Annotated in this window: 19 protein-coding genes; 3 read left to right on the top strand and 16 right to left on the bottom strand. The window is 72.0% G+C overall.

Annotated elements, in window-relative coordinates; all coding sequences use genetic code 11:
• Positions 1-58: 58 nt before the first annotated feature.
• The 8 genes from ACIA8D_RS03800 to rimP all read right to left on the bottom strand — a co-directional run bounded on the left by ACIA8D_RS03800 (position 59) and on the right by rimP (position 10,892).
• Positions 59-3,661, bottom strand: coding sequence for a serine protease (locus ACIA8D_RS03800; RefSeq protein WP_399228388.1), 3,603 nt, complete (start codon positions 3,659-3,661; stop codon positions 59-61).
• Between the two features lie 240 nt (positions 3,662-3,901).
• Entirely contained in the window at positions 3,902-4,807 is a 906-nt protein-coding gene (gene truB, locus ACIA8D_RS03795; protein ID WP_399228386.1) for a tRNA pseudouridine(55) synthase TruB, read from the bottom strand.
• 2 nt (positions 4,808-4,809) lie between these two features.
• Complete coding sequence (gene rbfA / locus ACIA8D_RS03790; protein ID WP_399228385.1) at positions 4,810-5,280, bottom strand: 30S ribosome-binding factor RbfA; 471 nt, start codon at positions 5,278-5,280, stop codon at positions 4,810-4,812.
• A 48-nt stretch (positions 5,281-5,328) separates the two neighbouring features.
• Entirely contained in the window at positions 5,329-5,622 is a 294-nt protein-coding gene (locus tag ACIA8D_RS03785; RefSeq protein WP_385761001.1) for a DUF503 domain-containing protein, read from the bottom strand.
• A 137-nt stretch (positions 5,623-5,759) separates the two neighbouring features.
• Positions 5,760-8,834: a translation initiation factor IF-2 gene (infB, locus tag ACIA8D_RS03780; RefSeq protein ID WP_399228383.1), complete on the bottom strand. Its 3,075-nt coding sequence runs from the start codon at positions 8,832-8,834 to the stop codon at positions 5,760-5,762.
• 146 nt (positions 8,835-8,980) lie between these two features.
• Entirely contained in the window at positions 8,981-9,259 is a 279-nt protein-coding gene (locus ACIA8D_RS03775; RefSeq protein ID WP_399228381.1) for a YlxR family protein, read from the bottom strand.
• Positions 9,260-9,360: 101 nt separating this feature from the next.
• The gene (nusA, locus tag ACIA8D_RS03770) at positions 9,361-10,371 is read right to left on the bottom strand and encodes a transcription termination factor NusA (RefSeq protein ID WP_399228379.1); all 1,011 of its coding nucleotides are present in this window, start codon (positions 10,369-10,371) and stop codon (positions 9,361-9,363) included.
• 2 nt (positions 10,372-10,373) lie between these two features.
• Positions 10,374-10,892, bottom strand: a complete 519-nt coding sequence (gene rimP / locus ACIA8D_RS03765) for a ribosome maturation factor RimP (protein ID WP_399228377.1) — start codon at positions 10,890-10,892, stop codon at positions 10,374-10,376.
• 238 nt (positions 10,893-11,130) lie between these two features.
• Here rimP and ACIA8D_RS03760 point away from each other — a divergent pair, with 238 nt between their 5' ends.
• From ACIA8D_RS03760 to ACIA8D_RS03750, 3 genes are read left to right on the top strand one after another with little or no spacing between them, the layout of a single operon-like run.
• The gene (locus ACIA8D_RS03760) at positions 11,131-11,646 is read left to right on the top strand and encodes a hypothetical protein (protein ID WP_399228375.1); all 516 of its coding nucleotides are present in this window, start codon (positions 11,131-11,133) and stop codon (positions 11,644-11,646) included.
• Complete coding sequence (locus tag ACIA8D_RS03755; protein WP_399228373.1) at positions 11,643-12,113, top strand: ferritin-like domain-containing protein; 471 nt, start codon at positions 11,643-11,645, stop codon at positions 12,111-12,113. Before ACIA8D_RS03760 ends, ACIA8D_RS03755 begins: the two co-directional genes overlap by 4 nt.
• A 27-nt stretch (positions 12,114-12,140) precedes the next feature.
• Positions 12,141-13,043 carry an aminoglycoside phosphotransferase family protein gene (locus tag ACIA8D_RS03750; RefSeq protein ID WP_399228371.1) on the top strand — a complete coding sequence of 301 codons (903 nt, stop codon included), beginning with the start codon at positions 12,141-12,143 and terminating at the stop codon, positions 13,041-13,043.
• Between the two features lie 1,090 nt (positions 13,044-14,133).
• On the opposite strand, the gene ACIA8D_RS03745 is transcribed toward ACIA8D_RS03750, so the two are convergent.
• The 8 genes from ACIA8D_RS03745 to ACIA8D_RS03710 all read right to left on the bottom strand — a co-directional run bounded on the left by ACIA8D_RS03745 (position 14,134) and on the right by ACIA8D_RS03710 (position 25,187).
• Positions 14,134-15,834, bottom strand: coding sequence for a proline--tRNA ligase (locus ACIA8D_RS03745; protein ID WP_399228370.1), 1,701 nt, complete (start codon positions 15,832-15,834; stop codon positions 14,134-14,136).
• Between the two features lie 108 nt (positions 15,835-15,942).
• On the bottom strand, positions 15,943-16,506 hold the full coding sequence (locus tag ACIA8D_RS03740; protein WP_399228368.1) for a GNAT family N-acetyltransferase: 564 nt from the start codon (positions 16,504-16,506) through the stop codon (positions 15,943-15,945).
• 29 nt (positions 16,507-16,535) lie between these two features.
• Complete coding sequence (locus ACIA8D_RS03735) at positions 16,536-17,384, bottom strand: GNAT family N-acetyltransferase (protein ID WP_399228367.1); 849 nt, start codon at positions 17,382-17,384, stop codon at positions 16,536-16,538.
• Positions 17,385-17,641: 257 nt separating this feature from the next.
• Entirely contained in the window at positions 17,642-18,799 is a 1,158-nt protein-coding gene (ispG, locus tag ACIA8D_RS03730) for a flavodoxin-dependent (E)-4-hydroxy-3-methylbut-2-enyl-diphosphate synthase (RefSeq protein ID WP_399228365.1), read from the bottom strand.
• A gap of 184 nt (positions 18,800-18,983) precedes the next feature.
• Positions 18,984-20,273 carry a M50 family metallopeptidase gene (locus ACIA8D_RS03725; protein ID WP_399228541.1) on the bottom strand — a complete coding sequence of 430 codons (1,290 nt, stop codon included), beginning with the start codon at positions 20,271-20,273 and terminating at the stop codon, positions 18,984-18,986.
• An 8-nt stretch (positions 20,274-20,281) separates the two neighbouring features.
• The gene (gene dxr, locus ACIA8D_RS03720) at positions 20,282-21,550 is read right to left on the bottom strand and encodes a 1-deoxy-D-xylulose-5-phosphate reductoisomerase (RefSeq protein WP_399228364.1); all 1,269 of its coding nucleotides are present in this window, start codon (positions 21,548-21,550) and stop codon (positions 20,282-20,284) included.
• A 61-nt stretch (positions 21,551-21,611) separates the two neighbouring features.
• Positions 21,612-23,546 carry an acyl-CoA dehydrogenase family protein gene (locus ACIA8D_RS03715; protein ID WP_399228361.1) on the bottom strand — a complete coding sequence of 645 codons (1,935 nt, stop codon included), beginning with the start codon at positions 23,544-23,546 and terminating at the stop codon, positions 21,612-21,614.
• A 198-nt stretch (positions 23,547-23,744) separates the two neighbouring features.
• Positions 23,745-25,187: an aldehyde dehydrogenase family protein gene (locus tag ACIA8D_RS03710; RefSeq protein WP_399228359.1), complete on the bottom strand. Its 1,443-nt coding sequence runs from the start codon at positions 25,185-25,187 to the stop codon at positions 23,745-23,747.
• Positions 25,188-25,241 lie beyond the last annotated feature (54 nt).

Below are 25,241 nucleotides of genomic sequence, written 5' to 3'. Positions count from 1 at the left end.
GCAGGTCTAAGAGTGCCATGCCGCCCGCCCGCGCTTCGCATCGGGCGGGCCCGCGACGCTACGCGGGCACCCGCACCCCGGCCAGGTCCTCGATCATCCGCCGGGAGCTCGGGCCGACGAGCGTCGCCCACTCGCGGGGCGCCCCCGCCAGCCACCGCGCCACCTGGCCGGCGAAGCCCGGCACGGACCGCGCGAGCTCCACGAGCAGCGCGTCGAAGCGGGACGCCCCTTCCGGCGTGCGCACCAGCAGCATGCCCGTGCGGTGCACCAGGTCCCGGGTCCTGGCCTGCCCGCGCCGCGCCGCGTCCCGCGCGGCGGCACACAGCAGGGCGTCGAGCACGACGGGGTCCCGCTCCTCCTCAAGCAGTACGTCGAGCAGCTCGGCCCGCAGCGCGCGCGACGCGGTCGTGCCGGGCGCCGCGAGCACCCGTGCCAGGGCGCTGCGCACGACCGGGGGCCGCTCCGACACCAGGCCCACGACCAGCGGGTACATCACGGCCCGTGCGTCGTCCCCGCGTTCGAGACACCGGTCGACGAACGCCGCCACCTGCGCGGCCGCGGCATCCGGCCAGTCCTCGGCGAGCTCCCGTACGAGCGCGGCGGCGCGCCGGGCCTGCGCGGGTTCGGTCAGTCCGGCGAGGGTCCGCAGGATGTCGCCGAGGCCGGGGCCCGGCTCCCGCAGGCGCGCCTGGAAGGCCGCGAACACGGGTTCCGGGTGGGTGGCCAGGGCCGGGGCGAGCGCGTCGGCGGGCAACCCGGCGGCGCCCGCCGCGAACCGCTCCAGCGCCCGGGCCAGATACACCGGCCGCGCGTCCGGATCCCGTACGAGGAGGGCGAGCGCGGGGCCGTGCAGCGCGCGGTCGGGCCCCGCGAGGAGGGCGAGCGCGACGCGGCGCAGCAGCTCCCGGTCGGTCGCGCCGTCGGCCCTGGGCGCGACCCGCACGCCGTACGCGGCGGCGGCGATGTGCCGCTCGGGGCGCTCGTCGTGGGCCCACCGGTCGATGGCCCGGCACACGGCGGACGGCTCCTCGTCGGCCAGCGTCGCGAGCAGTTCGTCGGCGCGCGGGTGGGCGCACTCGACGAGGGCCTCGAGAAGATCGTCGAGGTCGCGGTGGCGGTGGGTGTGGAGCAGGGCCTGGGCGACGTCGGCGACAGTGGCGTCGGGCAGGGCGGACAGCGCCCGCTCGTCGTCGAACCACCGCGTCAGTCTGCGTTGCACGCGCCGCGGCTCGGCGGCGAGCGCCTCCGCGACGGTGTCCAGGCATCGGTCGCCGGCCTCGTCCGCGTCGTGCACGACGGCGCGGCGCAGCAGTTCGAACCGGGTGTCGTCGTCCACGGCCAGCCGCATCCAGAATGCTCCGTCGAAGCATCCCGCCTCGGCGAGCGCTTCCAGCACCCCGCGATACGCCCCGGCGTCGTCCGCCCCCTCCAGCACCCCCCGCACCAGTGCGGCCCCCCACCAGGCCGCTTCCAGGTCACCGTCCCCCCACGCCTCGGGGCTCCGCCCCGGACCCCGCTGCTCAATCGCCGCAGGGGCTTGATTCGCCCACCCTTCGCCCGGGGCACACCAGGCGGCCGCCCCCGCCTCGGGCACCCTCGCCTTGGGCACCCGGCCACCAACCCCGGCTCCCCGCCCATTGCGCTCGGCCGCCCCCGACTTGGGCAATCTGCCGCCTTGGGCGGCAGGGTGGGCAAGGCGGCCCCCGGTGCCGCCCCCGCCCTCGTCAAGGCCCGGCCCCGCCGGCAGGGCCCACGGCAGCAACTCCCGCAACCGGGACTCCAGTTCGGCGCGGCCGCCCGACCGTTCCAGGAAAAGCAGCGCCCGCACCACGGGCCCCGACCGGTGCCGCGGAACCGGGAAACCGTCCTCCCGCCGCCGGAACACGAGCGCCTCCAACGCCCCGTCCACATCCAGATGCATCCCCTGGATCCAGTCCGCGACCTCCTCGTGGGCGAACCGGAACCCGCCCCCCGCCGGCACCAGCACCCCCTCTGTGAGCACCGCCGACGCCCACCCGGAGACCCCGCCCCGCGCCCCCCACGGAAACAGCTCCTCGAACGACTCCCGGTCCAACTCCCCCTGCCCCGGCCCAAGACTGCGCCGCGCGGCCTCGTGCACCCGCCCGGCCACCCGCGCCGCCAGCCTGCGCACCCCGCTCCCCCGCACCCCCGAGGACGCGGCCAGCCGAACCGCCACCCGCAGACACATCAGGTCCAGATACGCCCCGAAGATCCCGTCCCGGTCGGGGCACCCGGCCACGTCCCCGGGCAGCGCCGCCCGCACCTCGCTCAGCAACCGCAACGACAGCGGATGCCCGGCCTCCCGCTCCGCGAGCGCCCCCTCCGGCACCCCGAACCGCTCCCGCGCCCGCCGCGCCGCCTCCCCCTCCAGGTCCCCGATCCGTACACCGGGCGGCAGCGCCCCCGCCGCCCGCCCGCACAGCACATCCGCGCCGAACAGCGCGCCCGCCTGCTCCCAGTACGCACCGCGGCACGCCACCACGAGCCGTACTCCGCACGCCGCGAGCCACCGCTCGGTCCCCCGCGACCAAGCGGCAAGGCGGTGCGCGAGCACGGGCGGCATCTCCTCCGGCCCGTCGAGCAGCAGGACGAGCGGACGGCCCGCCTCCCGGGCGACCTCGGCGATCCGCTCGGCGGAGACGTCCCCCACGTCGCCCGTGACCGGCTCCTCGCGGGAGGCCGCCACGATCCGCCCCGCCCGCGCGAGCGTCCGCCCGACCGCCTGCGCCACCGACGCGTCGTCCTCGCTCAGGTCCGCGCCCCGCAGCCACACCGTGGGCGCGGCGCCGTCCCCCTCGGCCCGCCGCGCGGCGAACGCGGCGAGTTCCGTGGTGCGCCCGCTGCCCGGCTCCCCGACCAGGGCCAGCACCCGCGCCGCACCATCGCCGCCCGCCGTGAAGGTGTCCAACTCCCGTGCCACATCCGGCCGTTCGACCGGCTCCGGCCCGTCCGTCCCCGGCCCGTCGCTGCCCACCGAGACCCCGGCCAGCTGCAACACCCCGCCGAGATTCAGCTCGTCCCCGTACGCGGGCACGGCCGCGGCGTTGCGCGCGAGCAGCTCGGCCAGCGGCCCCCGCCCGCCCGTACCGGCGGCCGCCGCCCGCAGCGGCACCGCGAACCCGGCCGCCCGGTGTCCGGCCCGCAGCGCGGTACCGAGCACCGCGAGAACCGCCCCCGTACGCGCGTCGAGCACCGGACCACCCGCGGCGCCGCCGCCGACGCGCAGCGCGTCGGCCCCGTCCGTGCCGACGGCCAGCTCCAGGGCGCCGTCGACCAGATGCGTGCGGCCGCCGGCCGCGTACGCGACCGGCGAGCGCCCCAGCACGCGCGCCTCGCGCCAGCCGCCCGCGGGAATCCGGACGTAGGCCCCGGCCACCGGCGGGCCCGCGGCCGCCACCGGAAGCGGCATCGCGCCGAGCCCCCGCGTGCGCAGCAGCGCCAGGTTCGCCTCGGGCAGTTCGACGATCGACCCGGGTTCCACCACACAGGTCGCACCGCCCGGCCCGTGCACCAACAGGCGCCCGAGCCCGCTCACCACCTCGTGTCCTGTGACGACCGTCCCCCGGTCGTCCGCCGCGAAGCCCGCACCGCGCGGTCGCCCGGCCAGATCACTGATCCGTACCAGCGGCGGGTCCATCATGACGCGACCCTCCCGCCGTCCTCCGCCACGCCCCGTGCCTCGACGGTAGGCGCGCAATGATCAGCAGGACAGCTTCAGAGGCGAACGCGCCCCCTTGCGCTCCCCCTGTTCACTCCGAGCGCCTGCCCGAAGGGGTGAAGTGAACGGGCGTGCTGGATACACCCTTGAGAGGGGGACGTGGAGCGGCGGCCACCCAGAGACCGGAACCCGCCGCTCCACCGCAATCCTCATGGCGTGGGCTCAGCCGAACACAGCCAGGCTCTTCGCCTTGCCCTTCTGCTCCTCGACCAGAGCGAGGAACTGCCCACCGGGCCCGAACACGGCGACGGGACCCGCCCCCGCGTACTCCTCGGGCACCTCCAGGCGCACGCCGTTGAGCAGCAGCTTCCCGCGGCGCCCGTCGACGTCCCAGCGGGGGAACGCGGCGGCGGCCGCCTCGGCCACCGGCATCACGGTCAGCGACTCCTGGAGCTGGTCCAGGGTGCGCGCCGAGTCGAGCTTGTACGGGCCGACGCGCGTGCGCCGCAGCGCCGTCAGATGCCCGCCGACGCCGAGCCCGGCGCCCAGGTCGCGGGCGAGCGCCCTGATGTACGTACCGGACGAGCAGACCACGGACACGACCAGGTCGAGGACCGGCGTGCCGTCCTCGGCGACCGCGTCCCGGACGTCGTACACAGCGAAGGACGAGACGGTGACCGGCCGCGCCGGGATCTCGAACTCCTCGCCCTCGCGGGCCCGCTTGTAGCTGCGGACGCCGTTGATCTTGATGGCGCTGACCTTCGACGGCACCTGCATGATGTCGCCGCTGAGCTTGGCGATCTCCGCGTCGATGGCCTCGCGCTTCACCCCGGACGCGTCGGTGGACGAGGTGAGCTCGCCCTCCGCGTCGTCCGTGAGCGTGTTCTGCCCGAGCCTGATCGTGCCCAGGTACTCCTTCTCGGTCAGCGCGAGATGGCCGAGGAGCTTGGTCGCGCGCTCGACGCCGAGCACGAGCACACCCGTCGCCATCGGGTCGAGGGTGCCCGCGTGGCCGACCTTGCGGGTCTTGGCGATCCCGCGCATCTTGGCCACGACGTCGTGCGAAGTGAAGCCCGACGGCTTGTCGACGATGACAAGGCCGTCGGGCGGAGGGGTGCGGTCGGACATGCTCAGGCTTCGCCGTCCTTCTCAGGGGCGTCCGCAGCGTCCGTGTCGGCATCCTCGGGCTTCCTGTACGGGTCGGCGCCACCCGCGAAATCGGCACCCGCGGAGGCCTCGCGCACCTTCTCGTCGGACTGCCGGGCCCGGTCGAGGAGGTCCTCGATGGTCCGGGCGTTCTCCGGCAGGGCGTCCGCGACGAAGGTCAGGGTCGGCGTGAACTTCACACCGGCCGCCTGACCGACCGCGGAACGCAGGATGCCCTTGGCGCTCTCCAGACCGGCGGCCGCCTCGGCCCGCTCCTCGTCGCCCCCGTACACCGTGTAGAAGACGGTCGCTTCCCGCAGGTCGCCCGTCACACGGGTGTCGGTGATGGTGATGTGGGAGCCGAGCCGCGGGTCCTTGATCCCACGCTGCAGCTTCTGGGCCACCACCTCTCGAATGAGGTCCGCCAGCCTCTTGGCGCGCGCGTTGTCGGCCACTGGTCCGTCTCCTTTTAAGTGCTTACTTGCTTGTTGCTTCAGTCTGCGTCAGTCGTCGTCGCCGTGGAGCCTGCGGCGGACCGAGAGCAGTTCCACCTCGGGCCGCCCGGCGACGAGCCGCTCGCAGCGGTCCAGTACGTCGGTCAGGTGGCCGGTGTCCCCGGAGACCACCGCGAGCCCGATCTCGGCCCGGCGGTGGAGGTTCTGGTTGCCCGTCTCCGCGACGCTCACCGCGTACTTGCGGTGCAGTTCGGCCACGATCGGACGGACGAGGGAGCGCTTCTCCTTCAGCGAGTGGACGTCGCCGAGGAGCAGGTCGAAGGACAGAGTCCCCACATACATGTGTGTCCGGATGTCCCGCCGGTCCGGGGTCGTATGGGCGACCGCTTCCGGCCACCGATACGGGAACGGTACACGCAACGGCCGGGGCCGATCGACGGAAATAAGTCCCGTCGACCGGCCCCAGTCGTGCATCAGGATCAGACGCGCGGCTTCTCGCGCATCTCGTACGTCGCGATGACGTCGTCGACCTTGATGTCGTTGAAGTTGCCGAGGTTGATACCGCCCTCGAACCCTTCGCGGATCTCGGTGACGTCGTCCTTGAAACGACGCAGGCCCTGGATGTTGAGGTCCTCCGCGATGACCTTGCCGTCGCGGACGAGCCGGGCCTTCGTGTTGCGCTTGACCTCGCCGGAGCGGATGAGAACACCCGCGATGTTGCCCAGCTTGGACGACTTGAAGACCTCGCGGATCTCCGCCGTGCCGAGCTCGACCTCCTCGTACTCCGGCTTGAGCATGCCCTTGAGGGCCGCCTCGATCTCCTCGATGGCCTGGTAGATCACCGAGTAGTACCGGACGTCGACACCCTCGCGCTCGGCCATCTGCGCGGCACGACCGGCCGCACGGACGTTGAAGCCGATGACGATGGCGTCCGAGCCCATGGCCAGGTCGATGTCCGACTCCGTGACCGCACCGACGCCGCGGTGCAGGATCCGGATGTCGACCTCTTCGCCGACGTCCAGCTGGAGCAGCGAGGACTCGAGAGCCTCGACGGAACCAGAAGCGTCACCCTTGATGATGAGGTTGAGCTGCTGGACCTCGCCGGCCTTGAGCACCTTGTCCAGGTCCTCGAGGGAGACACGGCGCACGCGCTTGGCGAAGGCCGCGTTCCGCTCGCGGGCGGCACGCTTCTCGGCGATCTGACGGGCCGTACGGTCCTCGTCGACCACCAGGAAGTTGTCGCCGGCGCCCGGGACGTTGGTGAGACCGAGCACGAGGACCGGGGTCGAGGGACCCGCCTCCTGCACGTTCTCGCCCTTGTCGTCGAGCAGGGCACGGACACGGCCGTAGGCGTCGCCCGCGACCAGCGTGTCGCCGACACGGAGCGTGCCTCGCTGGACGAGGACGGTCGCGACGGCACCGCGGCCCTTGTCGAGGTGGGCCTCGATCGCAATACCCTGCGCGTCCTGGTCGGGGTTGGCCCGCAGGTCGAGCGAGGCGTCCGCGGTCAGGACCACGGCCTCGAGCAGGGAGTCGATGTTCTCACCCTGCTTGGCGGAGATGTCGACGAACATGGTGTCGCCGCCGTACTCCTCGGCCACCAGGCCGTACTCGGTCAGCTGACCGCGCACCTTGGTCGGATCGGCACCCTCGACGTCGATCTTGTTGACCGCGACGACGATCGGGACCTCGGCGGCCTTGGCGTGGTTGAGCGCCTCGATCGTCTGCGGCATGACGCCGTCGTTCGCCGCGACCACGAGGATCGCGATGTCGGTCGACTTCGCACCACGGGCACGCATGGCGGTGAACGCCTCGTGACCCGGGGTGTCGATGAAGGTGATCGCGCGCTCTTCGCCGTTGACCTCGGTGCCCACCTGGTAGGCGCCGATGTGCTGGGTGATGCCGCCGGCCTCGCCCGCGATGACGTTGGTCTTGCGGATGGCGTCGAGCAGTCGCGTCTTACCGTGGTCGACGTGACCCATGACGGTCACGACCGGCGGACGCGCCATGAGGGCCTCTTCGCCGCCCTCGTCCTCGCCGAACTCGATGTCGAAGGACTCGAGCAGCTCGCGGTCCTCCTCCTCGGGGGAGACGATCTCGACCGAGTAGTTCATCTCGTCACCGAGAAGCTGCAGCGTCTCGTCGGAGACGGACTGCGTGGCCGTGACCATCTCGCCGAGGTTCAGCATGACCGCGACGAGCGACGCCGGGTTGGCGTTGATCTTCTCCGCGAAGTCGGTGAGCGAGGCACCGCGCGACAGACGCACCGTGGCGCCGTTGCCGCGAGGCAGCATCACACCGCCGACCGACGGGGCCTGCATGGCCTCGTACTCCTGGCGCCTCTGCCGCTTCGACTTGCGACCACGACGCGCCGGACCGCCGGGACGGCCGAAGGCGCCCTGCGTGCCACCACGGGCACCCGGACCACCGGGACGACCACCGAAGCCGGGACGGCCACCGAAGCCGCCGGGACGACCGCCGCCGCCCGGACCACCGGGACGACCGGCGAAGCCGCCGCCACCGCCACCGGGACCACCGGGACGACCGGCGAAGCCGGGACGACCGCCACCGCCGCCGCCCGGACGACCGCCGCCGCCGGGACCGCGACCGCCGCCACCGGGACCCGGACGCGGGCCCGCGGCGGGACGCTGCGGCATCATGCCGGGGTTCGGACGGTTGCCGCCGCCACCACCGGGACGCGGACCGGCCGCACCACCGGCGCCGCCGGCCTGCGGACGGGGCATGTTGCCCGGGCTCGGACGGTTGCCGCCCTGACCCTGCGGACGGGGACCACCCTGGCCGCCACCCTGCGGGCGCGGACCGCCCGGGGCACCCTGGCCGCCGGGACGCGGGGCGCCACCCGGACGGGGCGCCTGCGGGCGCGCCATGCCGGTGGAACCACCAGAGGTGAAGGGGTTGTTGCCCGGACGCGGGCCCGAGGGACGGGCGCCGCCGGGACGCTGGCCCTGGCCACCGGGACGCGGGGCGCCCTGACGGTCGCCACGGTCACCGCGCTGGCCACCCTGGCCCTGGCCACGGTCCTGACCGGGGGCCGGACGGCCACCGGGCTTCGGGGCACCGGGACGCGGAGCGGCCGGGCCGCCGGGCTTCGGGGCCGCGGGGGCCTGCGAAGCGGCGGGAGCCTGGAACTCCGGGGTGCTGGGCGCCGGCGAAGCGGGCTTCGGGGCCGGCTTCGGGCCGGGCGTCGGCCGCGGACCCGGGGTCGCCGGAGCGGCCGGGGCAGCGGGCTTCTCCGCGGCGGGCTTCGGTGCAGCCGGGCCCGGACGCGGGGCGGCAGGCTTGGCGGCCTGCGCGGGAGAGGGGGTGGGACGCGGCGCCGCCGGCTTGGCGGGCGCGGCCTTCTTCGGGGCGGCCTTCTTGGCCGCGCCGTTGGTGCCCTGGTTCAGGGCGTCAGTCAACTTGCGTACAACCGGCGCCTCGATGGTCGAGGACGCCGAACGTACGAATTCACCGAGTTCTTGGAGCTTGGCCATGACGACCTTGCTCTCTACACCGAACTCCTTGGCGAGTTCGTATACCCGGACCTTAGCCACTTCGCTCCTTTTAGGTCCGGGTTACGCCGGACCGTCGCTACTTCATGGGCGTACTCATCGCGTACTCATCGAGTGCTCATCGCAATCTCGACCTACTTCCAACTCGCGAGGTACCAGGGCCGCACGGCGGTTCCGTGCGGCGCTTCTTACGGTGTCGCCTGCTCGACGCGGTGGCGCAGGGCCGCCGTGTCGAACGGTCCAGGGGCCCGATAGGCCCTCTGGAACGCCCGGCGGCGGACCGCCAGGTCAAGACAGGCCAGGGCGGGATGCACATAGGAACCCCGGCCGGGCAGCGTACCGCGATCATCGGGGACGCATTGGCCCTCGATCACCACGATCCGCAGCAGTTCGCTCTTGGCCGCTCGCTCCCGGCATCCCACGCAGGTTCGCTCAGGGCATGCGCGGGCATGCGTCCGACCAGACACGGTTAAGTCTACCTCCCCGTACCGACCTCACCCCTTTGGGGCAAAGATCGAACGGTTGGCTCGTCACATACTGTCGTGATCCAAGCGCTGAGCGCTCGGTTTTATTCCCCGTCGGGAGAGCCCTCGGGGGCGCCGCCCTGGTCGGTGTCCGGGCGGATGTCGATGCGCCAGCCGGTGAGCCGGGCCGCGAGCCGGGCGTTCTGCCCCTCCTTGCCGATGGCAAGGGAGAGCTGATAGTCGGGCACCGTCACACGGGCCGAGCGAGCCGCGAGGTCCACGATCTCGACCTTGGAGACGCGGGCCGGCGACAGCGCGTTGGCCACCATCTCGGCCGGGTCCTCGGACCAGTCGACGATGTCGATCTTCTCGCCGTTGAGCTCGCCCATGACATTGCGCACACGGCCGCCCATCGGGCCGATGCAGGCGCCCTTGGCGTTGAGCCCGCTCCGGGTGGAGCGCACGGCGATCTTCGTGCGGTGCCCCGCCTCGCGCGCGATGGCGCAGATCTCGACGCTGCCGTCGGCGATCTCCGGCACCTCGAGCGAGAAGAGCTTCTTCACGAGGTTCGGGTGCGTACGGGACAGGGTCACGGAGGGGCCGCGGACGCCCTTGGCGACGCGCACGACGTACGAGCGCAGGCGCAGGCCGTGCGGGTACTCCTCGCCGGGGACCTGCTCCTGCACCGGCAGGATGGCCTCCAGCTTGCCGATGTCGACCAGCACGTTCTTCGGGTCGCGGCCCTGCTGGACCTGGCCCATCACGATGTCGCCCTCGCGGCCGGCGTACTCGCCGAGCGTCGCGTCGTCCTCGGCGTCGCGCAGCCGCTGCAGGATGACCTGCTTCGCGGTCGTGGCGGCGATCCGGCCGAAGTCGGAGGGGGTGTCGTCGAACTCGCGGGGCTCCTGGCCCTCCTCGAGGTCGGACGGGTCCTCCTTGGCCCAGACCGTCACGTGGCCGCTGTCGCGGTCGAGCCGCACGCGCGCCTGGCGGAAGCTGCCGTCGGTGCGGTGGTAGGCGATGAGGAGGGCCGACTCGATCGCTTCGACCAGCAGATCGAAGGAGATCTCCTTCTCCCGGACCAGCCCCCGCAGGGCACTCATGTCGATGTCCACGGCTACGCCTCCTCTTCGTTGTCGTTGTCGGTGTCGTCGTTCTTGTTCTTGCGGTTGAACTCGACCTGGACCCGCGCCTTGGCGATGTCCGAGAAGTCGAGCCTTCGGGTGGTCGCCTTGCGGCCCTTCACACCCGGTACTTCGAGGTCGAGGCCGTCGTCGTCGACCTTGAGGATGCGCGCGACCAGCTCGGACTCGTCGTTCAGCGTGAACTTCACGAGGCGGTCCGTCGCACGGACGTAGTGGCGGTGCTCGGAGAGGGGGCGCTCGGCGCCGGGGGTCCCGACCTCGAGTTCGTACTCACCCTCGCCCATGGCGTCGTTCTCGTCGAGCTTCGCCGAGAGCGCGCGGCTCACATCGGCGATCGCGTCAAGGTCGGCGCCCTCTTCGGAGTCGACGACGACGCGCAGCACACGCTTGCGTCCGACCGAGGCCGGTTCGATCTCTTCGAGTTCGAGCCCCTGTGAGGTGACGAGCGGTTCCAGTAGTTCCCGCAGCCTCTCGTTCTGGGTGGTGCTCATCCGGGTGACTCCTCGGCCGCGTGTGCTGTTGTGGTTACTGACTTTCCTTGCGCGTCAGGTCAAAGGGTATCCGGTCCAGGGGGGTGTTGCCGTCCACCCGTGCAAGGGCGGCGGTACGGTGATCACCGCCACTCCCGCTCGATCGAACCTGATCAGTTCCGATCAGGGAGTCGCCCCGAAAGCCGTGCCTCCTTGTTCGTCTCTCCTCCCGCCTCTTCGCCCCTTGAGGACGCCTGCCGTGCCGCTGCCCCCTCTCGCCCGCTCCGGGCCACGTCGTAGGACTCTGCTCGCCTCCCTGGCCGGGACCGCGCTGCTGACCGGCTGCTCGGACTCCGGCGACGGCGCCGACGGGGGCAGCGGAGCGCCCGCCGCCGCGCAGGAGAAGCGGCTGCGGACACAGGCGGCGCGGGAGAGCTCGGACCTCCTCGGCCAGTACGACCGTGCGGTGTCGGCCCGGCCGGCGCTCGCGGAGCGGCTGAACCCGCTGCGGGCCGAGGTCGAGCGGCACGTGAAGGCATTCGGCGCGAAGCACGGGCCATCGGGTGCGGCCGCGCCGCCCGGCCGGAAGGGCGCCCCCGCGCCCGCCGCCGAGAAGGAGATCCTCAAGGCGCTCTCGGTGGCCGAGCAGCAGCTCTCGGACCGCCGGATGGCCGCGCTCACGGACGCGCCCGGCGAGCTGGCGCGGCTGCTCGCCTCGGTGGCGGCGGCCGGGGCGGCCCACGCGTACCTGCTGTCGGAGGACGATCAGAAATGAGCGAGAACCAGCTGCTCGCGGCGGTGCAGGCGGCGCTGCGCGCCGAGCACGCGGCGGTGTACGGCTACGGGGTGGTCGGCGGCCGGATCGGCGAGGACCGCAGGGACCGGGCCAGGGACGCGTACGACGCGCATCGCGCCCGCCGCGACGAACTGCGGCGCACGGTGCGCGACCTGGGCGGCAACCCCGAGGAGTCGGCGGGGGCGTACGCGCTGCCGTTCCCGGTCCCCGACTCCTCGGCGGCGGCGCGGCTCGCCGCGGACATCGAGTCCAGGGTCGCGGGCGTCTACTCGGATCTCGTACGGGCGGCGAGCGGTGAGCGGCGCCGCGGCGCGGCCGACGCGCTCCGTGAGGCGGCGGTCCGTGCCGTGCGCTGGGGCGGCGGCAGCGTAGCCTTCCCTGGGCTCTCCGAACGGGCCGCGGCGCCGTCGGCGTCCGCGTCCCCCTCGCAGGACCCCAGCACGTAGGCAGACTTGGGAAGGGAATCCCCGCGCATGGCATTCGAACCGCCTCCGCGTCTTGTGAACGCGCTCGGCGAGGTGCGCGACGACGGGGCGTCGGCGTGGCTCGACCGGGTCGGCGCGCTGCTCGACGAGGCGGCGGCGCGGCGCGATGTGACGGTGGAACGGGTGCACGTGCCCGGGGGCCGCAGCAGCCTGGTCGCCCACGTCCGCAGGGCGGACGGCTCGCCGGCGATCCTGAAGCTGGCGCCGGAACGGTTCCGTCCGGAGGCGGAGCGCGCGGCGCTGACGCACTGGGACGGCTTCGGCGCGGTACGCCTGCTCGACCCGGGCGTGAACGACGGCGCGCTGCTCCTCGAACGCCTGCACCCGGAGATCTCCGTCCGTACGTTGCCGGAGGCGAAGGCGCTCCTGGAGGCGGCGGGCACACTGCGCCGCCTGTGGGTGGACCCGCCGGAGGGGCGCAACTGCGAGACGGTTCCGGAGCGTACGGGCCGCCAGGCGGTCGGGATGCGGGCGACGGTGGAGTCGTTCCCCGACGTGGCGCCGCTGATCGAGGCGGCCCTCGAGACCCGGGACGAGCTGGTGGCGGCGCCGCCCGAACTCCGTTTGCTGCACGGTACGTTCCGGCAGTCCAAGGTGCTGTCCGGGGAGCGGATGCCGTGGCTGGCGGTCGGGCCGGACCCGGTGGTCGGCGAGACGGCGTTCGACCTGGCGCGGCTTGTCCGTGACCGGGTGGAGGACCTCATCGGCTCCCCGTCGGGCCCCGCCATCACGCGGCGCCGCGTGAAGCGCCTTGCGGAGTCCCTGGAGGTCGACCAGGAGCGGCTGCGGGGGTGGACGTTGTTCCGGGCGGTGGAGTCGGGTGCGCGCGCCCTCCGGGTGGGCCGTCATCAGGACGGCGAGAACCTGTTGGAGTTCGCGGGCTGGCTGTAACGGGTCCCTCCGGGGGTCGACCCGCCACGTCCGGGCCGGTCGGGCCCCCTCCTACGCCTCCCGTGGGAGAAGACGCGGGGCTCTGCCCCGTACCCCGCTGCTCAATCGCCGCAGAGGCTCGAAATACCGGCACCGCCCTCCGCGAACTGGCTGCGCCCCGCTTCCCGCGGGGCATGCCCTTGCCGCCCCCGCCTGTCTCCCACCCGCCCGCCCCCTCCGGGGCTTCGGCCTCACGGGGTGCGGCCACCAACGCTAGTAATCCGCCGCCGCACCACGCCTTGGGCAATCTGGCCAAGGGCTCCGACAGGCCCGACAGGCTCCGAACAAGGGCGTCCTCCTCCGGGCGGCAAGGTAGGCAAGGCGGCGCACGGTGCCGCGCACGCATGACGACGGGCGCCGACCACGGTGTCGCCCCGGGCAACGGCGCAGCCGTACCGGGGACGACGGCGCGTATCGATCACGTGGGGCGCAGTCCCTCAGCCCGGTGCTGCGCATGCGGGGCCGGGGCTGGACGGCCGGAGTCCTGACGGGCGGGCGGTGGAGGAGCGGCAGCGCGCAATCAAAGCAGCCGGCGGACACCACCGCAGTGCCGGCCCCACAACCACGGCGCCCGCAACCAGAACGACGGGCGCTCACCACGAGCGGACCCGCGCCCGGGACGACCGGAGCCCCCGGAGGGGGCGGCGGGTGGGAGATGGGCGGGCAGCGGCCCAAGGGACGGCAGGGTGCGGTCAAGGCGACGGGTGGCACCACGGCAGAGCTCCACGACCACGGCTCCCCGCCACCAGAACCACAAGCGCCCACCACGACACAGGCCCGCGCCCCGGACAGGCCGAAGCCCCCGGAGGAGGCGCGCGGGTGGGAGATGGGCCGGCGGCGGCGCAATCTCGGTGGAGGAACCGCCGCGCTCAATCAAGGGCCGAAGGACGGTAGCCCGCGATCAAGGCGGCAGGCCGCAACCACCGCCGAGCTCCGCGACCACGGTGCCCCGCAACCAGAAACACGGGCGCCCGCCACGGCACCCGACCGCGCCCCGGCGCAACGCGAAGGGCGGCACCAGGCGTCACGCCCGGTGCCGCCCTCCCGTGGGTCAGGACGTGAGCCGGGCGACGGCCTCGTCGACCGTCAGCTCCTCGCGCTCACCGGTGCGGCGGTCCTTGAGCTCCAGGACGCCGTCGGCGCTGCGCCGCCCGGCGACCAGGATCTGCGGGACGCCGATCAGCTCGGAGTCGGTGAACTTCACGCCGGGCGAGATGCCCGGACGGTCGTCGACCAGGACGCGGACCCCGGCGGCCGCCAGCTTGTCCGAGACCTCAAGGGCCAGCTCCGTCTGGAGCGCCTTGCCGGCCGCGACGACGTGCACGTCCGCCGGGGCGATCTCCTCCGGCCAGATCAGCCCCTTGTCGTCGGCGTGCTGCTCGGCGAGCGCCGCGACGGCCCGCGAGACCCCGATGCCGTACGAGCCCATGGTGACGCGCACCGGCTTGCCGTTCTGGCCGAGGACGTCGAGCTGGAACGCGTCCGCGTACTTGCGGCCGAGCTGGAAGATGTGGCCGATCTCGATGGCACGGTCCAGCTTGAGGCCGGTGCCGCACTTGGGGCACGGGTCGCCTTCCTGGACCACGACCACGTCGACGTAATCGGACACCTCGAAGTCACGGCCCGCGACGACGTTGCGCGCGTGCACGCCGTCCTTGTTGGCACCGGTGATCCACGCCGTGCCGGGCGCGACCCGCGGGTCGGCGATGTACGTGACCTTCTCCAGGCCCTGCGGCCCGACGTAACCGCGGACCAGGTCGTCCCGGCCCTCGAAGTCCTCAGCGGTGACCAGCTCGACGGCGGCCGGCGCGAAGTGCGCCTCGACCTTGCCCATGTCGACCTCGCGGTCACCGGGAACGCCGACCGCGACGATCTCGCCGTCGACCTTCACGAGCAGGTTCTTGAGCGTCGCCGACGCCGGGACCTCCATGTACGCGGCGAGCGTCTCGATGGTCGGGGTGTCGGGCGTGGGCACCTCGACGAGCGCGGGCACGCCCTCCGCGTCGACGACCTTCACGGCGAAGCCGACGGCCTCGGTGTTCGCGGCGTAGTCGCAAGCCGGGCAGTCCGCGAAGGTGTCCTCGCCGGCCGCGGCCGGGGCCAGGAACTCCTCCGACTTCGAGCCGCCCATGGCGCCCGCGGTCGCGGCGCAGATCCGGTAGTCGAGGCCGAGGCGCTCGAAGATGCGCTGGTACGCGGCGCGGTGCAGCGCGTACGACTCGCCGAGGCCCTCGTCGGAGAGGTCGAAGGAGTACGAGTCCTTCATCTGGAACTCGCGGCCGCGCAGGATGCCGGCGCGGGGACGCGCCTCGTCGCGGTACTTCGTCTGGATCTGGTAGAGGATCACCGGCAGGTCCTTGTAGGACGTGCACTGGTCCTTGACCAGCTGGGTGAAGATCTCCTCGTGCGTCGGGCCGAGCAGGTAGTCGCCGCCCTTGCGGTCCTGGAGGCGGAACAGCTCGGCGCCGTACTCCTCCCAGCGCCCGGTCGCCTCGTAGGGCTCCTTGGGCAGGAGCGCGGGCAGCAGGACCTCCTGGCCGCCGATGGCGTCCATCTCCTCGCGGATGACGCGCTCGACGTTCGCGTAGACCCGCCGCCCGAGCGGCAGCCAGGACCAGACACCGGCGGCGGTGCGGCGCACGAATCCGGCGCGGACCAGCAGCTTGTGGCTGAGGACTTCGGCGTCCGCCGGGTCGTCGCGCAGTGTCTTCACCATCAACTTCGACATGCGCTGGACCTGGACCTTGGCCATGATTCTGACTCCTGCGACAGGGGGTGCCCCCTGCTCGAACGTAGTTGAGAGCTTGGGGGAGGGTGATGTCAGGAGGTTAGCCGGGTCGTGGGTGCGGCCGGAAATCGGTTACGGATTACGTCGCAGCGGCAGCGGCGCGCCCATCACCGCGTACGGGCGCGGGGCGCTGGGGAACAGCACCTGGCGGGCCAGGTCCGCGTAGCCGAGCGAGTGGTAGAGGCCGCGGGCCGGGCTGTCGATGTCGATCGCGGAGAGGATCGAGCGGGGCTGGGTGGCGCCGTCGGTGATCGACGTGATGAGCGACCGGCCGACGCCACGGTTCTGGTAGCCGGGGTGCACGTGCAGCTCGGTGATCACGAAGGAGTCGTCGAGCCAGTGGTCCTCGCCGCGGGTGCGCAGATACGGCTCGACGACGGTGGACCACCAGTGGGTGCGGTCGTTCGGCATCCCGTAGACGAAACCGACGAGCCGTCCGTTGCCGGTCGTGGCGCCGAGAGAGCGGGCCCCGGGATAGGTGATGTGCCGCAGCACGATCTGCCGGCGGACGGCTATCTCGTCGTCGCTGAGCCCGAACGCGTATGCCTGCACGGCGAGCGCCTCGTCGACACGGCTGCGCAGGTCCAGGGGGCCGATGGTGACGGCGCGGTCGTCCGTGCGGTTCCGGTGCGGCATGCCCGGAGGGTACCCCGGTCCACGCATCGTCAGAACAGCACGCTCATGAACGCCCCGACCTCTTCGAACCCGACGCGCCGGTACGCGGCCCGGGCCGGGGTGTTGAAGTCGTTGACGTAGAGGCTGACCACGGGTGCGACGTCGGCGAGCGCGTAGCGCAGGACCGCCGCCATGCCGGGGGCGGCGAGGCCGAGGCCCCGGTACTCGGGGGCCACCCACACGCCCTGGATCTGGCAGACCTGATCGGTCGCGGCGCCGATCTCGGCCTTGAAGGCGACCTTGCCGTGCTCGTCGAGGCGGGCGAACGAGCGGCCCGAACCGACCAGTTCGGCGACTCGCGCCTGGTACAGCAGGCCGCCGTCACCGGCCAGCGGGGAGACGCCGACCTCCTCGGTGAACATCGCCACGCAGGCCGGCATGATCGTGTCCATCTCGTCCTTGCGGACGCGGCGGACGTACGGGTCGGGGGTGACGTCCGTGGGCATCCGGTCGGTCACCATCAGCGGCTGCTGGTCGCGGATCTCGCGGGCCGGGCCCCAGCCCGGTTCGAGGAGCTGCCACAGCCGGGCGGTGGACTGCGCCGGGCCGACGATGGAGGAGCAGCGGCGGCCCGCCCGCCGGGCGCGGTCGGCGAAGCCGCGGATGGCGCGGTCGGTCGCGCAGATCGGGACGAGGTTGGCGCCCGCGTAGCACAGGGACTCCAGCATTCCGTCCTCGTACCAGCCCCACATCTCGCCGCCGAGCCGCCACGGGTCGAGGCCGGCGACCCGGACCCGGGCCGTGACGAAGGCGTTCGCGACGGGCTCACGGTCGAGGACGGCGAGCGCTGCGTCGAGGTCACTCGGTTCGAGGACCCGAGTGGTGGTCTGAGTCAACACGTGCGGAGGGGCCTCACCAGATGGGCTACTGATCTCCGCACTGTACCTGGCGCTCCGCGGGTGTGGCGGGTCGGTGACTTTCCGGCACCGGCCGGCGACTGTCACGGGCTCGCGCACGGGGCCGATTCCCGTCGGCGGCTGCCGGTCGCGCCGTTGGTCGCTTTCGCGCAGTTCCCCGCGCCCCTGAAAGGCGCACTGGGCCGCCTACGCGAAAGGCCCGCCCACCCGGAGGGTGCGCGGGCCTGGCGGTGATGGGGTCAGCCTGCGATGGAAACCGAGGGCTCACCGGACGGGATTCCGTCCTTCTCCATCTGCTCGGCGATCTTCATCGCCTCGTCGATCAGCGTCTCGACGATCTTCGACTCGGGCACCGTCTTGATGACCTCACCCTTGACGAAGATCTGGCCCTTGCCGTTGCCGGAGGCGACGCCGAGGTCGGCCTCGCGGGCCTCGCCCGGCCCGTTCACGACGCAGCCCATGACGGCCACGCGCAGCGGGACCTCCATACCGTCGAGGCCGGCGGTGACCTCCTCGGCGAGCTTGTAGACGTCGACCTGGGCACGGCCGCAGGACGGGCAGGAGACGATCTCCAGGCGGCGCGGCTTGAGGTTGAGGGACTCCAGGATCGCGTTGCCGACCTTGATCTCCTCGACCGGCGGGGCGGACAGGGAGACGCGGATCGTGTCGCCGATGCCCTCGGAGAGCAGCGCGCCGAAGGCGACCGCGGACTTGATCGTGCCCTGGAACGCCGGGCCCGCCTCGGTCACACCGAGGTGCAACGGGTAGTCGCACTGCGCGGCGAGCTGCCGGTACGCGTTGACCATGACCACCGGGTCGTTGTGCTTCACGGAGATCTTGATGTCGCGGAAGCCGTGCTCCTCGAAGAGGCCCGCCTCCCACAGCGCGGACTCGGCGAGCGCCTCGGGGGTCGCCTTGCCGTACTTCTGGAGCAGCCGCTTGTCGAGGGAGCCCGCGTTCACGCCGATCCGGATCGGCGTGCCGTGGTCCTTCGCCGCCTGGGCGATCTCCTTGACCTTGTCGTCGAACTGCTTGATGTTGCCGGGGTTGACGCGGACCGCGGCGCAGCCGGCCTCGATGGCCGCGAAGACGTATTTCGGCTGGAAGTGGATGTCCGCGATCACCGGGATCTGCGACTTCCTGGCGATGACGGGCAGCGCGTCGGCGTCGTCCTGCGTAGGGCAGGCGACGCGGACGATCTGGCAGCCGGACGCCGTCAGCTCGGCGATCTGCTGCAGGGTCGCGCCGATGTCGGAGGTGCGCGTGGTGGTCATGGACTGCACCGAAACGGGCGCGTCTCCGCCGACCGCCACGGTGCCGACCTGGATCTGGCGGCTCTTGCGCCGCTCGGCGAGCTTGGTCGGTACCGACGGAATGCCGAGAGAAATCGCAGTCATCTGCTGTGCAACCCCAAGGATGTGGATCGAGTCCAGAGGCTTCCGAGATTACGTCACCGGCGCGTGCACCAGCACATCGCGCCCCCGTAAACCCTCATAAAGAGGGACTGCCCGGCACCTATGGTGCCGGGCAGTCACCAACAGCTGTCGACCAGTGCCCGAACGGGGCATGACCGGCTTCTGATCAGGAGATTTTCACCGGGTTCACCACGTCCGCGATCAGCACCAGGATGGTGAAACAGACGAAGACACCGGCCACCACGTACGCCACGGGCATGAGCTTCGCCACGTCGAACGGGCCCGGGTCCGGACGCCGGAACACCTTCGCCACGTTCCTGCGCAGCGCCTCCCACAGGGCGCCCGCGATGTGCCCGCCGTCGAGCGGCAGCAGCGGCAGCATGTTGAAGAGGAACAGCGACAGGTTGAAGCCGGCGACCAGCATCAGCGCCATCGCCAGCTGCTGCGTCGGCGGGATGTCCAGGGTGAAGATCTCGCCGCCGACCCGGGCCGCGCCGACCACGCCCATCGGCGAGTCCTGCTCGCGCGGGCCGTCGCCGAACGCCGCGTCCCACAGGGCCGGGATCTTCGCGGGCAGCGCGATGATGGAGTCCACCGCGTCGCCGACCCGGTCGGACATCCAGGTCACGGAGTCGCCGAAGTCCTGCCGTACGACGCCGGTGGCGGCGGTGAAGCCGAGGAAGCCGGCGTTGACGTAGCCGTCGGTGATCTGGCCGCTGGCGTCCTTCTTCGGCACCTGGTTGGTGGCGATCTTCGCGGTCAGCGTCTGCTGCTGTCCGTCGCGCTCGACCACGATCGGCACGGTGTCGCCGGCGCTCTTGCGGATCTCGTCGGACAGGGCGTTCCACTCGTCCGTCGCGACCCCATTGAAGGACACGATCTTGTCCTTCGGCTGGAGCCCCGCCGCCTTCGCCGGGGACTCCGGGTCGGAGGCATTGCAGCTGTCGCGGTTGGCGCTGGCCTGGATGACGCAGGACGAGACGGACGAGACGACGTTCGTCTGCTGGGTGACGCCGAAGCCCATCAGGACCGTGAGGAACAGGCCGATCGCGAGGACCAGGTTCATGAACGGGCCCGCGAACATGACGATGACGCGCTTCCACGGCTTGCGCGTGTAGAAGAGCCGCGTCTCGTCACCGGGCTTCAGCTCCTCGAAGGCCGCGGCGCGCGCGTCCTCCACCATGGAGCGGAACGGCGAGGTCGAGCGGGACTCGATCTTGCCGTCGGCGCCGGGCGGGAACATGCCGATCATGCGGATGTAGCCGCCGAGCGGGATCGCCTTGACGCCGTACTCGGTGTCGCCCTTCTTCCGCGAGAAGATGGTCGGGCCGAAGCCGACCATGTACTGCGGGACGCGGATGCCGAAGAGCTTCGCCGTCGACAGGTGGCCCAGCTCGTGCCAGGCGATGGAGAAGAGCAGGCCCACCGCGAAGATGACTACGCCGAGGATCATCATCAAGGTCGTCATGCACGAGCCTCCGCGGCTGCCTTGTCCGTTGCGGTCAGTTCACGGGCCCGGGCGCGCGCCCAGGTCTCCGCTTCGAGGACGTCCGCGACGGTGAGCGAAGTTCCCGTTCCGGGTGTGTCGTGTTCCGCCACGACCTTCGTCACCGTTTCCATGATCCCGTTGTACGGCAGGGCGCCCTTCAAGAACGCGTCCACGCACTCCTCGTTGGCGGCATTGAACACCGCCGGGGCCGTGCCCGCGAGCTCCCCCACGTGCCGGGCGAGCCCCACCGCGGGGAAGGCCTCGTTGTCGAGCGGGAAGAACTCCCAGCTGGAGGCCTTCGTCCAGTCGAACGCGGGCGCCGCGTCGGGGATCCGCTCGGGCCAGCCGATGCCGACCGCGATGGGGCCGCGCATGTCGGGCGGGGTGGCCTGGGCGAGCGTCGAGCCGTCGACGAACTCGACCATGGAGTGCACATAGGACTGCGGGTGCACGACGACCTCGATGCGGTCGAAGGGGATGTCGTACAGCAGGTGCGCCTCGATGACCTCGAGCCCCTTGTTGACCAGGGTCGAGGAGTTGATCGTGATGACCGGGCCCATCGCCCAGGTGGGGTGCGCGAGGGCGTCCTCGACGGTGACGTTCGCGAGGTCCGCCTTCGTACGTCCCCGGAAGGGGCCGCCGGAGGCGGTGACGACGAGCTTGCGGACGTCGGCGCGGGTGCCGCCGGCGAGGGCCTGGAAGAGCGCGGCGTGCTCGGAGTCGACCGGGATGATCTGGCCGGGCTCGGCGACCGCCTTCACCAGCGGGCCGCCGACGATCAGCGACTCCTTGTTGGCGAGCGCGAGGGTGCGGCCCGCTTCGAGGGCGGCGAGCGTCGGGGCCAGGCCGATGGAGCCGGTGATGCCGTTGAGCACGGTGTGGCAGTCGCCGCGGCCCGCGATCTCGGTGGCCGCGTCCGGTCCCGCGAGGATCTCGGGGAGCCGCTCCCCCGCCCCGTACTGCGCGGTGAGCGCCTCGCGCAGCGCGGGCACGGCGTCCTCGCGGGCCACGGCCACGGTGCGTACGCGCAGCCGGTGCGCCTGCTCGGCGAGCAGCTCGACGCGGCCGCCCGCGGCGCTGAGCGCGGTGACGCGGAACCGGTCGGGATTGCGCAGGACGAGGTCGACGGCCTGCGTGCCGATGGAGCCCGTGGAGCCCAGGACGGCGACGTCGCGAGGGGCGTCGGCCGGGGCCGGGTCGAAGACGAGATGCGGGTCCGCGAGGGGGGATGGGCTGTCGCTCATCCCCCCATTCTTGCGTGAACTCCCTGTGCGTCCGACACGGGATGGCACAAGTGCGCCGGGATCAGCGGATCGGCCGGTGCACGTTCTCGCGTTTGCTCGGTCCGGGCGCCGCCTCCGCGATCCAGGGGCCGTCGCCGCTGGGGTCGACGACGCCCTGCTCCAGCCATGTGTACGTACCGCCGATGACGCCCTTGACGACCTTGCGGTCCAGTTCGTCGGTGTTGGTCCACAGCCGGTCGAAGAGTTCGTCGACGCGGATGCGGGACTGGCGGCAGAAGGCGTCGGCGAGCTGGTACGCCTCGCGGCCGTACGCCTCCGTGGTGCGCAGGAGTTCGGCGCGTACGCAGGCCGCGCTCATGGCGAAGAGTTCGGCGCCGATGTCGACGATCCGGCCGAGGAAGCCCTGCTTGGTCTCCATGCGGCCCTGCCAGCGGGACATCGCGTAGAAGGTGGAACGGGCGAGCTTGCGGGCCGAGCGTTCGACGAAGCGCAGGTGGATGGAGAGGTCGGGGTGACCGGAGGGGTGGAACTCGCTGTAGGTGCGCGGAAGTTGACCGGGTCCTGCGACCAGCTTCGGGAGCCACTTCGCGTAGAAGCCGCCCGCCTTCGCACCCGCCTTCGCCTTGTCCTGCAAGGACTTCTCGGGGTCGATCAGGTCGCCCGCGACCGACAGGTGGGCGTCCACGGCCTCGCGGGCGATCAGCAGGTGCATGATCTCGGTCGAGCCCTCGAAGATGCGGTTGATGCGCAGATCGCGCAGGACCTGTTCGGCGGGGACCGCGCGTTCGCCGCGGGCCGCGAGGGACTCGGCCGTCTCGAAGCCGCGGCCGCCGCGGATCTGGACGAGCTCGTCGGCCATCAAGCAGGCCATCTCGGAGCCGTAGAGCTTGGCGAGGGCGGCCTCGATGCGGATGTCGTTGCGGTCCTCGTCGGCCATTTGCGAGGAAAGGTCAAGGACGGCTTCGAGCGCGAAGGACGTCGCCGCGATGAAGGAGATCTTCGAGCCGACGGCCTCGTGGAACGCGACGGGCCTGCCCCACTGTTCGCGCTCCGCCGACCACTCGCGGGCGATCTTGAGGCACCACTTGCCCGCGCCGACGCACATCGCAGGCAGGGAGAGGCGGCCGGTGTTGAGAGTGGTGAGCGCGATCTTGAGCCCGGCCCCCTCCGGTCCGATCCGGTTCGCCGCGGGGACCCGGACGCGGTGGAAGCGGGTGACGCCGTTCTCGATGCCGCGCAGGCCCATGAACGCGTTGCGGTTCTCGACGGTGATGCCCTCGGAGGCCACCTCGACGACGAACGCGGTGATGCCGCCCTTGTGGCCCTCCGACTTCGGTACGCGGGCCATGACGACGAGGAGGTCGGCCACGACGCCGTTCGTCGTCCACAGCTTCACGCCGTCGAGGACGTATTCGTCGCCCTCGGGTACCGCGGTGGTGGCGAGCCGGGCCGGGTCGGAGCCGACGTCGGGCTCGGTGAGCAGGAAGGCGGAGATGTCGGTGCGGGCGCAGCGCGGCAGGAAGGTGTCCTTCTGCTCCTGCGTGCCGAACTGCTTGAGCGGCTGCGGTACGCCGATGGACTGGTGCGCGGAGAGCAGGGCGCCGATGGCGGGCGAGGCCGAACCGACCAGCGCGAGCGACTTGTTGTAGTAGACCTGCGTGAGGCCGAGGCCGCCGTACTTCGTATCGATCTTCATGCCGAGCGCGCCGAGCTCCTTGAGCCCGTTGATCGTCTCGTCGGGGATCTGCGACTCGCGCTCGATGCGGGCCGAGTCGATCTTCGTCTCGCAGAAGTCGCGCAGCTTGGCCAGGAATTCCTCGCCGCGCTGCGCGTCCTCGTCGGCGGGCAGCGGGTGCGGGTGGATGAGGTCGAGCCGGAACCGGCCGAGGAACAGTTCCTTGGCGAAGCTGGGCTTGCGCCAGTCCTGTTCACGGGCCGCCTCCGCGACTTCGCGTGCTTCTCGCTCCGAGACCTTGGGCCTGGATGTTGCGGACATGAGGTTCACCTCGCCGCGCGTCGGGTCCACCGCCCGGCTCGTTACCGACCGGTGCTACTGGATCGTATGTACCCGATAACGGGCATGTCGACCAGTCCTCGCGCAGCCGAACGCCGACGGCCGGAGCCCCCGCACAGTGGGCTCCGGCCGTCGTGACCGGCGCGCGGATCAGGCGCGCGCCGGGGTCTTTGGTGCGTACTACAGGGCGAGGCCCGTCAGGACGAGGACTCGCTCGTACGTGTAGTCGTCCATGGCGAACTTGACGCCCTCGCGGCCGACGCCGGACTGCTTGGCGCCGCCGTACGGCATCTGGTCGGCGCGGTAGGACGGGGCGTCGCCGATGACCACGCCGCCGACCTCGAGCGCGCGGTGGGCGCGGAACGCGGTCTGGAGGTCGTGCGTGAACACGCCCGCCTGGAGGCCGTACTTGGAGTCGTTGACGGCGGCGAAGGCAGCGGCCTCGCCGTCCACCTTCTTGACCGTGAGGACCGGTCCGAAGACCTCCTCGCAGGCGATCGTCACGTCGGCCGGGACGTCGGCGAGGACGGTGGGCGCGTAGGTGGCGCCGTCACGCTTGCCGCCCGCGAGGAGCGACGCGCCGGCGTCCACGGCCTCGGTCACCCACGACTCGACGCGCTTGGCGGCGTCCTCGCTGACCAGCGGGCCGACGTCGGTGGCGTCGTCCGCCGGGTCGCCGGTGACCTGGGCCTCGACCGCCGCGACGATCTTCGGCAGCAGCCGGTCGTACACGGTGGCGTCGGCGATGACGCGCTGCACCGAGATGCAGGACTGGCCGCCCTGGTAGTTGGAGAAGGTGGCGATGCGCTGCGCCGCCCAGTCCAGGTCCGCCTCGGAGGCGTAGTCGGCGAGGACGACGGCCGCACCGTTGCCGCCGAGCTCCAGGGTGCAGTGCTTGCGCGGCACGCTGTCCATGATCGCGTAGCCGACCGGGCCCGAGCCGGTGAAGGAGATGACCGGGAGGCGCTCGTCCTGGACCAGGGCGGGCATGCGGTCGTTCGGGACCGTGAGGACGGACCAGGAGCCGGCCGGGAGGTCCGTCTCCGCAAGCAGCTCGCCGAGGATCAGCGAGGAGATCGGGGTGGCCGGGGCCGGCTTGAGGATGATGGGCGCGCCCACCGCGATGGCCGGGGCGACCTTGTGGGCGCTCAGGTTCAGCGGGAAGTTGAAGGGCGCGATGCCGAGGACGACGCCCTTCGGGATGCGGCGGGTGATGGCCATGCGGCCGGTGCCGCCCGCGTCGGTGTCGAGACGCTGGGCCTCGCCGCTGTTCCAGCGGCGGGCCTCCTCGGCGGAGAAGCGGAACACGGAGACGGCGCGGCCGACCTCGCCGCGGGCCCACTTGATCGGCTTGCCGTTCTCGGCGGAGATCAGCTGGGCGATCTCCTCGGTGCGCTCGACGAGGCGGTCGGCCACGTGGTTCAGGGCCTTGGCCCGTACGTGGGCGGGGGTCGCGGCGAACTCGTCGACCACGGCGTGGGCCGCGGCGACGGCCTCCTCCACCTGGGCTTCGGTCGGCTCGGCGACGGTGCCGACGAGGCGGCCGTCGTAGGAGTTGTGGACGTCGAACGTCGTGTCACCGGTGGCCTGGCGGCCGGCGAGCCAGAAGGCGTGGGTGGTCATGGGTCGGTTACCGGCCTCTCCGTGGATGTTGCGGTGGGTGTGACCAAGGTAGGC

The sequence above is a fragment of the Streptomyces sp. NPDC051684 genome, from assembly GCF_044453445.1.
Taxonomy (GTDB): Bacteria; Actinomycetota; Actinomycetes; order Streptomycetales; family Streptomycetaceae; genus Streptomyces.
This window is presented reverse-complemented; position numbering and strand designations above follow the sequence as displayed.